This window comes from Aquella oligotrophica, from assembly GCF_002892535.1.
Lineage (GTDB): Bacteria > Pseudomonadota > Gammaproteobacteria > Burkholderiales > UBA11063 > Aquella > Aquella oligotrophica.
Genome location: NZ_CP024847.1, coordinates 2,718,272 through 2,730,069, shown reverse-complemented (window position 1 = coordinate 2,730,069; position 11,798 = coordinate 2,718,272). Strand labels below are relative to the sequence as shown.

9 protein-coding genes are annotated in these 11,798 nt (G+C 36.4%); 5 read left to right on the top strand and 4 right to left on the bottom strand.

Translation table 11 applies throughout. From position 1 onward, the window contains the following. Positions 1–3 precede the first annotated feature (3 nt). Together trxA and rho are read left to right on the top strand one after the other, a co-directional pair. On the top strand, positions 4–327 hold the full coding sequence (gene trxA, locus CUN60_RS12460) for a thioredoxin TrxA (protein WP_102952355.1): 324 nt from the start codon (positions 4–6) through the stop codon (positions 325–327). Between the two features lie 151 nt (positions 328–478). After that, the gene (gene rho / locus CUN60_RS12455) at positions 479–1,735 is read left to right on the top strand and encodes a transcription termination factor Rho (RefSeq protein ID WP_102952354.1); all 1,257 of its coding nucleotides are present in this window, start codon (positions 479–481) and stop codon (positions 1,733–1,735) included. A 63-nt stretch (positions 1,736–1,798) separates the two neighbouring features. On the opposite strand, the gene tssG is transcribed toward rho, so the two are convergent. From tssG to tssD, 4 genes are all read right to left on the bottom strand, one after another. Further along, positions 1,799–2,803: a type VI secretion system baseplate subunit TssG gene (gene tssG, locus CUN60_RS12450; RefSeq protein WP_102952353.1), complete on the bottom strand. Its 1,005-nt coding sequence runs from the start codon at positions 2,801–2,803 to the stop codon at positions 1,799–1,801. Further along, positions 2,767–4,503, bottom strand: a complete 1,737-nt coding sequence (gene tssF / locus CUN60_RS12445; protein WP_102952352.1) for a type VI secretion system baseplate subunit TssF — start codon at positions 4,501–4,503, stop codon at positions 2,767–2,769. Before tssF ends, tssG begins: the two co-directional genes overlap by 37 nt. Before the next feature lie 8 nt (positions 4,504–4,511). Next, complete coding sequence (gene tssE / locus CUN60_RS12440; protein WP_102952351.1) at positions 4,512–4,931, bottom strand: type VI secretion system baseplate subunit TssE; 420 nt, start codon at positions 4,929–4,931, stop codon at positions 4,512–4,514. A gap of 69 nt (positions 4,932–5,000) precedes the next feature. Beyond that, positions 5,001–5,489: a type VI secretion system tube protein TssD gene (gene tssD / locus CUN60_RS12435; RefSeq protein WP_102952350.1), complete on the bottom strand. Its 489-nt coding sequence runs from the start codon at positions 5,487–5,489 to the stop codon at positions 5,001–5,003. A gap of 354 nt (positions 5,490–5,843) precedes the next feature. Here tssD and tssH point away from each other — a divergent pair, with 354 nt between their 5' ends. From tssH to CUN60_RS12420, 3 genes are all read left to right on the top strand, one after another. Further along, positions 5,844–8,555, top strand: a complete 2,712-nt coding sequence (tssH, locus tag CUN60_RS12430) for a type VI secretion system ATPase TssH (RefSeq protein ID WP_102952349.1) — start codon at positions 5,844–5,846, stop codon at positions 8,553–8,555. Positions 8,556–8,742: 187 nt separating this feature from the next. Further along, entirely contained in the window at positions 8,743–10,344 is a 1,602-nt protein-coding gene (locus CUN60_RS12425) for a type VI secretion system Vgr family protein (protein ID WP_158649425.1), read from the top strand. Positions 10,345–10,371: 27 nt separating this feature from the next. Next, positions 10,372–11,736, top strand: coding sequence for a hypothetical protein (locus tag CUN60_RS12420; RefSeq protein ID WP_102952347.1), 1,365 nt, complete (start codon positions 10,372–10,374; stop codon positions 11,734–11,736). Positions 11,737–11,798: the final 62 nt, after the last annotated feature.

The window sequence follows — 11,798 nt, the reverse complement described above, 5'->3', positions numbered from 1 at the left end:
ATTATGAGTAATGTTGTATATGCTACAGATGCTTCATTTGAAGCTGATGTTTTAAAGTCAGAAGTACCTGTTTTAGTCGATTTCTGGGCTGAGTGGTGTGGTCCATGCCGTATGGTTGCGCCAATTCTGGATGATTTATCTAAAGAATACGCTGGGCGTTTGAAAATTGTTAAAGTTAATGTGGATGAAAATAGTGTTTCTGCTGCAACTTATGGAGTGCGCGGAATTCCTACATTATTGCTATTTAAAAATGGTCAAGTTGTAGAAACTAAGGTTGGTGCTTTACCTAAAGGTCAGCTGGCTGCATTTATTGACAGCAATATCTAGTTATTATAAATAGTTGCCGAATAAGGCAACTATTTATCTTTCAATCAAATCGAGTAATTCCAAATACCACAAAAATTCTCAAAAATTCAAAATTCATTGTCTGGCAGGAAATTAAAACTAACAGTAACAGGTTTTTAGGTGTTATAAAAACATGCATTTATCAGAAATAAAAGATATTCACGTATCGCAGCTTGTTGAAATGGCTGCTGGTTATAATATTGAGGGGGCGAGCAGACTGCGTAAGCATGATCTGATTTTTGCTATTTTGCGTAAAGTTGCCGAACAGGGTGAGAATATATCCGGTGGTGGGGTACTTGAGGTTTTGCCTGATGGTTTTGGCTTTCTACGCTCGCCAGATACTTCATATCTAGCCAGTCATGATGATATATACATCAGTCCAAGTCAGATTCGTCGTTTTAATTTGCAAACTGGTGATACCGTTGAAGGTGAAATTAGGATGCCAAAAGAAGGTGAAAAGTATTTTGCCTTGGTAAGAGTTGATACAGTTAATGGCAATCCACCTGAGGCAAATAAACATAAGATATTATTTGAAAATTTAACTCCATTATTTCCAGATCAGCAGATACACCTTGAGCGAGATATTAAGGGTGAAGAGAATTATACAGGAAGAGTAATTGATTTGTTCTCTCCAATCGGTAAAGGACAGCGTGGTTTACTGGTTGCACCACCTAAGACTGGTAAAACAGTTATGCTTCAACATATTGCTCATTCTATTACAGCTAATCATCCTGAAGTTGTTCTGATTGTATTATTGATTGATGAGCGCCCGGAAGAGGTTACTGAGATGCAACGCTCGGTAAAAGGTGAAGTTGTTGCCTCAACATTTGATGAACCAGCTGCGCGCCATGTACAGGTTGCGGAGATGGTTATGGAAAAGGCTAAACGCTTGGTTGAGAGTAAGAAAGATGTGGTAATTTTGCTTGATTCAATTACGCGTCTTGCGCGTGCTTATAATACGGTTGCGCCTGCTTCGGGGAAAATTTTAACTGGTGGTGTTGATGCTAATGCCTTACATCGACCAAAACGTTTCTTTGGGGCTGCACGGAATATAGAAGAGGGTGGTTCACTGACGATCATAGCTACAGCGTTAGTTGATACTGGTTCGCGCATGGATGACGTGATTTATGAAGAGTTTAAAGGTACCGGAAATATGGAATTACATATGGATCGTACTTTGGCAGAACGCCGAGTTTATCCGGCAATTGATATCTTACGGTCCGGAACTCGTCGTGAAGAGTTACTATTAAGTAAGGATCAGTTACAAAAGTTATGGGTGTTGCGGAAGTTCTTGTCTGAGAAACAACCGATTGAAGCGAGTAGTTTTGTTCTTGAGAAAATCAGGGAAACCAAGAATAATGGTGATTTCTTTAATGCAATGACTAGGTAGTTTTAATTATTCATTTAACCAACGGTTTTGATGTCTCTAAGAGTTAGTAAAACCGTTGGAATATTATTCAATATAATCAAATCTGACATTATAAACAGCCTTTCTTGAAGCTTTCTTATCTAAAAGCCAGCTATCATATCCCAGTTGTGCACCATTTATTTTTCCAAGAGTTATTCCAGGGACTTCTTCTCCTAGAATTGATAATTCTACATCCCAAATTAATGGTTGATCAATATATAAACTAACCGATTGATGAAGTAGTTTAAATTTTTTAGAGTTAGGTAATAACTGGGAGTAGTCATCATAAGAAATTGGTCCAATCTGAATTGTAAATGCATTATTAGTGGAGATTATCTCTTTGCCCAGGTGGCTAGTTTCGCCTAGTTGACAGTTATTAATTCCTAAGCTAAACTGCTGATCTTTAGGGATTGGTAATAAACTATCTTGGCATTCAATGATTTTGATTGTGCTTAAGTTTAGTAGGTCACTAAGTAGAGTTTTCAAGCCATACGCAGATCTGGGGAAGTGCCCTAATATTCCAAGGTAGCGCAGCGGATTATATTCTGAAGAAATATTATTTCTTACATTTTCATTGGTAAGTCCACCAAAGCTATATAAGAAAAACATATAACTGTTATCTTTTTCTTCAAAAAGCTTATAGCCAAGTCGATGAGTCCGCCATATTTTGAAAAAAGAATGATAAAGGTGATTGTTAAAAATGTCGATAAATTCTCTATTTAATGAATTGTCTTCTGCCGCTTCATGAAATAGATTCTCAGTATAGAATGTTGGCAGCGGAGAAGATACCCCATAAAGTCCAAGAAAAGTAGCAGTTAGCAAATAACGGCTGCCATTTTCTGTCGCAACTTCTTCAATGCTGGCAACATCTGAGCCTGGGAATTCAAGTGATAACTCAGGGCGAATACGGAGTTGTTCCTGTAAGGAAGTTTTTTCTTCTTTAGTTAATAGGTTTAGTAGCCTATTAGCCTGAACGAAGGAAAACTTATTGCCAGAGGTTAATAGTAGCTCTTTTATATTAATGTTCGATTGCCTATTTTCACTGGCCATTTAAAACTTACTCCCGAGTTAAGTTCTTTAAGATTAAATTGGATAAAAGTATTAATACTTGCATAGATCGTGAAGAAACTATTTAATACACTTCCAAATAAATATACATCGCCAAGTCCTGCAAACTGATCTGCATATACTTCCATTTCTATCTTGTGTCCCCGAACTATACGTCCTTTATGTACCCTGTCAATTGGAGCTGCCTTGATACTACTTATTCCTGTAATTCTCTTCTGATTGGCTGTAAGTCTGGGTTTATCCTGATCTTCACTCGATAGAAATAGTTTTAACATGGCTTTAAGATTATCTAATTGTGTTAATGACAGAAAATTCAGTGATAAGTATGAAATAAACCGCCAGAAATTCATTGAGTCGGTTGGTGGTTCTATCGAATATGTCGGTTGTAAAATATTCCGAAAATTAAGGCTTTCAGGGGAATTAAAAGTTGGAACGCAAATATCGCCTATTCTTAATTTTTCGGGTAGCCTGCCATTAGTGGATTTTACAGTAACCACAAGAGTCTCTTCATTTATTTTGGTAGCGTCTTCCTGATATGGGAAAAATAAATATACTTCTGGATGGTTGTTTATTATTGAGCGTTCTCGAAGTAGCTGATATACAGGGCTGTTAGAGCTTTTATGTCCAACAAAACTGTTAATTGGAAGGTATTCTTTTTTATCATTAACCCCTTCGGTATATGCAACTACACTTTGGACTTCATATACCTGATAATGAGTTGGATAGTGGGGGTTTGGACGCAATAAAGTTTTTTCTATTTGGTGATTGAGAGTAATTGGATCCATTTCGTACGAAAACAGATTTATTACCGGAACTGCATTTAAAATGAAAGTATCCTTATTTACCTGTAGGTCATTTTCTGGAATGTCATGCAATTCAAAAGTAATTGAAAATTTATCTGATTTTCCTCGATCCAGCCATTTATCAAACCCGGTAAGCTTCATAAAGAAGAATTTGTAAGGTAAAATAAAATATTCCTGTAATAAGCGAAAGGCGGAGAATGATTGTACTGGATAATCAAGAAGCTGATTATCTATATCCATCCCAATTGCTTCTAGCTGCTCTGGTTTTAGGATAAACTGTCTCCCATCTTCAGATTTTATAATAATCTTTTTTAAGTTATTATACAGAAGCATATAAATATTTGCTGCCCGGGTATAAGTTCCACCAAGAAAAAGATATAATCCCTGTTGAATATTCCAGCTTTCCAATGTAGTACCTTGTAATTCAAAATATACATCTAGATGGGAGACCTCTTCTGTTACCCGCTCCAGTTTTGCAGAGATGATTTTTAGTGGGTGAACTTCAAGATCAAAAGAAGTTTGGAACTGACATGATGTGCCATCAACTTTGTTCGCTGCAAGTGTTGTTTTAGCTTTTACAGTTACTGGTTCAGTTTGCCCTGCTTTGGGCTCAAATAATACAATTGATGTTGCCGGAATAGGTCTTACGAATTGTGGGTAAATTAACTCGATGGTTTCTTTAATGAATTTCTGAAATTCATTATCTAGTTTTTGATTTAATAGACCACTTAAAAAGGCAACGCCTTCAAGCATCCGTTCAGCTCCGGGATCCATACTTGGTCCCATTAATAGTGGTGCTGTTACTGGATGTTCTCTTGCAAATTCAGTAGCTGCTTCTCGTAGCTTATGTAGCTCATTCTCATAGTATTTATTAAACATAAGCTTTTTTACCTTTCAACTTTCACCATGCCATCAGACGTTATTACTGTTTCAAAAAAAATTGGGTGCTGGCGCCCACCATTATCAACAATTAGTTCTGCTGATAAGCCAAACTTTAGTGTGAGAGCATCACTTGTGTCAGGGTTATAACTAATTTTAATATTGCGTAATCTGGGTTCATAACGCTCGATAGTGATTCGCATCATCTTTTCTAGTTCCTGAACAGCTTCAGCAAGGTTTTCCCCCGGAAAGTTAGTTAAATCTGGCATGCCATAATTATCTGCAATTAATACACTTCCTCGTCTGGTATTTAAAATATTTCGCAGATGTTCCAAAATCGAGTCAATATATGCAGAGCTATTATTATCCTGTTTATCAAGAGTTTTCTCAATATAACGGAAAGTTTCAAATAAAGTGCGAGTTGTCATTTATAGTACTTCAAATAAAAATGGCATTGATTAAAACCAATGCCATATTATAAACCACAAATACTTGGATTATGCTAATTTAGGTGCATTCCATGCATCTTCTGCTTCCGTACTATTTATATTGTCTATCCATGAAATTTTCTCATACGACATTGAAATTGTCTGCATATGTTTGTACGGTTTATTATCAGCAATAAAAGTCTCTGGAAACCATTCACGAGAGTTTACTACGATTGCCTTTGTTAACTTAACAGTGTAATATTTTTCTTCAAGACCTTTATCATTAATACGATAAAAATCAAGGGTTACATCTAATGGTTCACCAGTAGAACATGCTTGGAAAATTTTCGGCGTATGCTTTCCAATTTCAGTGGTTAGTACTACAGGATTATGAATCCGTTGACCAACAGCCAAACCAGTATGCGTGTCACGAGGGATTTCAACATCATGATCAAGTGCGTAACCTAAAATGGTATTTTCACGACCTTGCTGTTTAACATCGCCCTGGATAGCTCCCTGACTTGAACCTTGAATAGTTGCGTATATTGTAATAGCCATTTTCATCTCCTAGTTTATTAAGAATTTTTTAGTATTGAAAAGCTCAGATAGTTAGTTATTGAGCTATCTGAACTAACTTTTATACCTGTTATAACATTTTACTTTGTTAAGTAAAATATACTTATTATTTTGGTATGGCAAAATAATATCATAAAGAAAATTGTATTGCAAGCTTTTTAGTTAGCCAATTTGGACAAGAAATTAATATATGGTATTAATAAGATTGCTGCCATAAAGGTTTCATATATTTTCTTTGAAAACCAGTGTTTAAATCTGGGTTGACTGTCAAACTACTTATGATATAATTGGCTAAACATTCAACTATAACACTCGCTATTATTTAGGAGCATATATATGATCGCTAGCGATATCAAAGCCTTGTTGATGAAGTTAAATGATTGCAGTAGTATGGCACTGCAAAATGCGATCGGAATGTGTGTTTCACGAACTCATTATGAGATTACAATTGAGCATTTCTTATATAAACTACTTGAAGATATGGACAGTGATTGCTCGGTAATATTAAAAGAAAGTGGTCTAGAGCATGTAAAAGTCCAAAAGTTGCTTTTACAGGCACTTGAAGAGTATAAGTCTGGTAATTCTTCCAAGCCCGTTTTTTCGCCACAACTGTTAGATTTAATTCAGGACTCTTGGCTAATTACCTCCATTGACCTTTCTGAGCGCAAAATTCGTAGTGGAGCTATTTTAATTGCTTACTTAACTAAGCTTGTGTTGTATTCATCTGGTTATTACGCTGATTTGTTAAAAGAAATAGATCGCGATGCTTTACTGAAGTCATTTGCTGATTATACTCGAGCCTCAAAAGAGCATTCGACAGTAGATGATGCTGGGAGCTCATCAAATCCAATGGATGGGGTTCAGCAAGTAAATGGTACAACTGGCTTTGTTAAACAGTTTTGTACTGACTTTACCGAACTTGCTAAAGATGGCAAAATTGACCCGGTCTTTGGGCGGGATGAAGAATTGCGTTTGATAGTTGAGATTTTGGGGCGCAGACGGAAAAATAACCCTATATGTGTTGGAGAACCTGGGGTTGGTAAAACCTCTATTGTCGAAGGGTTAGCATTACGAGTAATAAATAATGATGTTCCTGATTTATTAAAAGACATGCGGATTCTTGGTTTAGATATGGGGGCTTTGGAAGCTGGAGCTGGCGTAAAGGGCGAATTTGAAAAACGTTTGCGTGGTGTGATTAATGAAATAAAGTCTAGCGCGCAAAAAACTATTTTATTTATTGATGAAGCTCATATGCTTATCGGGGCAGGTGGCGCTGCTGGTGGGAATGATGCTGCTAATTTATTAAAGCCATCTTTGGCGCGTGGGGAGTTGAGAACTATTGCCGCAACCACTTGGAAAGAATACAAGAAGTATTTTGAGAAAGATCCTGCGTTGGTAAGAAGGTTTCAGCTAGTGAAGCTTGATGAACCTTCGCTTTCTGATGCTACGCTAATTTTACGGGGAATAAAAGAGCATTATGAAAAAGAACATCAGGTAACAATTCGCGATGCAGCAGTGGAAGCTGCAGTTATTCTATCTGACCGCTATATAACCGATCGGTTTTTACCGGATAAAGCGATTGATCTTCTTGATACTAGTTGCTCGAGAATAAAGATAAATCTTTCTGCTAAGCCGGGCATCCTTGATAATAAAGAACGGGAGATTCTTGCTATAAACCGTACTTTGAATGCTCTGGAACGAGATCGTTTAAATCGGATTACCATTGATGAAGAAAAATATACCAAACTAGCAATTGAGAAAAGTCTACTTGAAGCCGAAGCACACGAGCTTTATGAGCGCTGGATGAAAGAGAAGAAGTTAGTAGAAGAAGTACTTGATTTACGGAAAGAGTTATTTGCCAATAAAGAAAATGCAGATAGAGCTAGGGAGTTAGGTGAAAAACTAAATGAAGCCGAATCTGAACTAAAACGTAATCAAAATCCGGATGCTTTATTAAGGATTGATGTTGATCAGGATGTCGTAGCTGAGGTTGTTTCAGATTGGACTGGTGTGCCTTTGGGTAAAATGCAGCGTGATGAGAGTGGTATTCTTATTGACTTGGAGAGTAGGCTTGCTGAATCTATCCGGGGTCAAAATCATGCGCTTCATTTAGTTGCTGATTCTATTCGTGCTGCCAAGTCTGGGCTGAAGAATACTCAGCAGCCAATAAGTGTATTTTTATTTGTTGGTCCAAGTGGTACGGGTAAAACTGAATGTAGTCAAGCTTTAGCTGATTTGATTTTTGGTAATCGCAAGAATATTGTTACTATAAACATGAGCGAATTTCAGGAGAGTCATACAGCTAGTAGATTACTTGGCTCCCCTCCTGGATATGTCGGTTATGGTGAGGGTGGGATGCTAACAGAAGCAGTTAGACAACGTCCATATTCTGTGGTATTACTTGATGAAGCAGAAAAGGCTCATTTGGATGTATTAAACGTATTTTATCAGGTATTTGATAAAGGTATCGTTAATGATGGTGAAGGCAAAGAAATCAATTTTAAAAATACCATTATTATCTTAACTAGTAATCTGGCATCAGATGTTATTCAGGAGATGACTAGTGGTGATGGGGCTAGTGAAATTCCGGTTGCCAATATTATTAGTGCGATAAATCCGATCTTGAGTGCATATTTTAAACCTGCATTGCTGGCTAGAATGACAGTTGTTCCTTTCTTTAGTCTTGGCAGTGATGCTATGTATGGGATTGTTGAGCAAAAGTTAAAGAATATTCAAAATACCTTATTTGCAAATAATAAAATGGTGCTTACTTATTCCAAGGCTGTGGTAGAAGCCATCGTTAGTCGTTGCGTAGAAGTGGAAAGTGGTGCGAGGAATATTGATTTCATATTAAATGGTAATGTTTTACCCAAACTTTCAAAAACAATAATTACTCATGCTGGTAGTGGAAAAATGCCAGAGAAGGTGTTTATAGATATTATGGAGTCTGGTGAATTTATTTTTAAATTTGATGAAGAAATAAAAAATATCGAGAGTGAAGTAAAAGAAAAAACTAAAGCTAAGGCAAAAAAAGCAAAACAGGATTGACTTGGCTAGTCAATTTGTAATAAAGTATTAACTCTATTACAAAAATATGTATGACTAGACAACTGAATGAGGGTAAGTGAGGGTATTGCATTTATATCTAAAATAATAAATAAAAACATAGATATATAAAGTATGTAGATAATTTGGCAGATTCTTATAGTATGGTTTATTGGTTTAGGAGATGACAATGGCCAATGTATTTCATTTTAAAATAAAATGGGAAGAAACAGATAAAAACAAAATAGATTTTGATGTGGTAGAACTTGATGGTAAGGAAGCTTTATCACAGCATTATGAGTTTGTTATCAATCTTCGTTCAAGTGAGTTACTAAAAAACACTAATCCATTAGGAAGAAAAGCAAGTTTAACCATCCAAATGGAGAATATGCATGATTTTTCGGTTACTAATCAACAATCAGTATATAATGGAATAATAATAGGATTTAGTAGCCTAGTCAAGATTAAAGATTACTACTATTATCGGGTTATTCTAGCCCCAAAACTAGCCAAATTAAGGTATTCAAAAAAATCAGATGTATATATAGGCAATGGTTTGGGGGATATACTAAATAATGTTTTTAACGAGCAGGGCTTCTCACAGGAAGAGCGTAAGCTTTCTTTTAATTCATCTGATAAAAAATATCAACCAAGTTCAGATTGCTATAATCGCTATGCTTTTATCTGTCAGTACGAAGAAAGTGATTATAACTTTATTAATCGGCTGATGGAGCGAGATGGCGTTTATTATTACTTTAAACAAACGGAAAGTGGTGAGCAAGTAGTTATCACTGACCGGAAAGAAGATTTTATTTCACGGCAGGAGTCATTGCGGTTTCGTTTTTTAAGTGAGCAAACTTCTGCTCCGGATCCGAATTCAATTCATGCTTTCGAAAAAAAGATGGTTAGTGTTCCCAAACAAGTAACTATTCTTAATTATGGTTATGAAAAAGCTAATCTTGGTGATCAAGGGGTAATTTCTTGTTCTGCTTTTGTTAGTGCTGATGGCACTGAGGATAAAAGTCTTTTTGGCGAAGAGGTTATCTATGGCGAAAATTTTATTAGCCAAGAGAATCAGGGGGATGGTCAATTTTTAGCTACAATTCGCGCACAGGAACTATATTCACATAGCCAATTTTGTTATGCGAAAAGTACTGCGGTTCCGATTCATGCGGGAATGAAAATAAAGCTGGATGATACAAAATATGATGAATACAATGGTGAATATTTAGTAGTGGAAGTAATTCATAAAGGACAGCAGCAATTGGCTGGAATGCAAAATCAGAAAGATAATTTGCGTTTTTATGAGAACACACTAGTATTATTACCAGCCAAAATTCAGTTTCGTCCAAAACGGATTACTCCTTTGCCGAAAATTTATGGTATCATGAATGCACTAGTTGATGGTGAACAAGATAGCCAATACCCACAGCTTGATAGTACTGGGCGCTATAAAGTTAGGCTTCCATTTCTTAAGACCGCTAAAGCTGATGGTAAAGGTTCAATCTGGATTAGAATGGCAACCCCATATGCCGGTAATGGTTATGGACTTAATTTTCCATTACATAAAGGAACAGAGGTAGCTTTATCATTCCGAAATGGCGACCCTGATTTACCAGTAATTATGAGTGCAGTATTTAATTCAATAAATAGTAATTTTGTTGTTGATCAAAATGCCTATTTGGGAGGAGCCATTATTAGTAAATCTGGTAATGTTTTTGTAATGGATGACACACAAGGTAACTGTGCTGTAGGGCTATGTGCTAATGACTCATGGCATTATTACAAGTAATTACTAAACTTTAAGGAGGATATTATTATGGCTGGTTATCTACTTTCAAATAAAGGTCCTGGATTAACTGTTAGCTCTTCAAATAGTAATGCAACATTAGCTATTGGAGATACTATTTCAATGGCAGCTGGAACTACAACTAAAGTAACAGCAGGTGCTACAGCGAGTTTGGCAATAGGACCTACCACTTCATTTAACCTAGGGACGACTGTTAGCTTTAATGCATCAACAACAATTTCCTTTAGCGCAAGCAAGGCCAAGAAAATTTATGCAGACGACAAGACAGAAACTGCGGAGAATACAACAAATTCTGCGACGGGGACATATCTTATTCAAGGTGGGACTCTGGCTGGTAATGCAGGTAATGTGGCAAGAATTTCCCGTAAAAAAGAGATCGGTATTGCTTTATTAGCAACTGCAGCTTCCTTAGCTGCTACAATTGGTGGGTCAATCTATGGTTTGATGAATCCACCATTTACTGTTAGCTCATCAACAGGAGCAAATGGTTATGCTACAGGATATTCATCAAGCTGGAGCGGTCTTGAGATAGGAATAACTGCAGTTTTTACTATGGTAGTTCAAATGCTAACAACTAAATATCTCTTTAACCAGATTCAGGTGGCCCCAGTTGCTAAATTAACTTTAGATAGTAATGGCTTTAAAGCTACTGCTACAAATAGTAATAGCTATACGGCAGATATTGGGATTACAAGTCCAGCAAATACTTTTCCAGTAATAGAACTAAATACCAGTTCTACGGTAGCAAACAGTAATTTCAGCAATATCTATCTTGGGCAGAAAAGGATCTTAATAAAAACTAAAAATAATGGAGTTACTCCTACGATTGCATTAAATAATAGTACAAATGGGGGGACTGTTTCACTATTTAATAATAGTACTGGGGTTTCCAATGGTGTAATTACGATGGATAATACTGCAACTAAAATTATGCGTCCAGCTCAAAATACCTTGTTGCAGGTTGGAAATGCGGCTACAAATTCCGCTTTAAATCTACAGAATAATCAAGCCGCCTTGAGTGCCACTGGAGGTGGGCAAACCGGGGCTGTAACTGTAACACCTAACTCTGTTGTAGTTGGGACGGGTGTTAATAATGCAACTTTTAATGCGAATGGTATTACTCTTGGTGGGGTTCAGATAAGCAGTAATCAGATATCTATTGGTGGGGTTTTAACTGTTATGGCAAGTGCAATTCCTGGATTAAATTCCGCAATACAACTGGCACAACAAACTGCAACTCAAGCAGCAACACAGTATACTGCACAAATAAATCAGTTACAATTGGACATCCAAGCGTTACAAACAGAAAATGCGACACTAAATACAACTATTAATACTTTGAGGAAAGATGTAGAGGATTTAATATTTACGTAGAGGGAATCAAAGTTTTTACAATTGATTTATGGTAAATGTTAAAATACTTGACATATATTGCT

Bases quoted from the DNA above. Each gene is read 5' to 3' on its own strand.
- trxA (WP_102952355.1), top strand. From the start codon at position 4: ATGAGTAATGTTGTATATGCTACAGATGCTTCATTTGAAGCTGATGTT.
- rho (WP_102952354.1), top strand. From the start codon at position 479: ATGCATTTATCAGAAATAAAAGATATTCACGTATCGCAGCTTGTTGAA.
- tssG (WP_102952353.1), bottom strand. From the start codon at position 2,803: ATGGCCAGTGAAAATAGGCAATCGAACATTAATATAAAAGAGCTACTA.
- tssF (WP_102952352.1), bottom strand. From the start codon at position 4,503: ATGTTTAATAAATACTATGAGAATGAGCTACATAAGCTACGAGAAGCA.
- tssE (WP_102952351.1), bottom strand. From the start codon at position 4,931: ATGACAACTCGCACTTTATTTGAAACTTTCCGTTATATTGAGAAAACT.
- tssD (WP_102952350.1), bottom strand. From the start codon at position 5,489: ATGGCTATTACAATATACGCAACTATTCAAGGTTCAAGTCAGGGAGCT.
- tssH (WP_102952349.1), top strand. From the start codon at position 5,844: ATGATCGCTAGCGATATCAAAGCCTTGTTGATGAAGTTAAATGATTGC.
- CUN60_RS12425 (WP_158649425.1), top strand. From the start codon at position 8,743: ATGGCCAATGTATTTCATTTTAAAATAAAATGGGAAGAAACAGATAAA.
- CUN60_RS12420 (WP_102952347.1), top strand. From the start codon at position 10,372: ATGGCTGGTTATCTACTTTCAAATAAAGGTCCTGGATTAACTGTTAGC.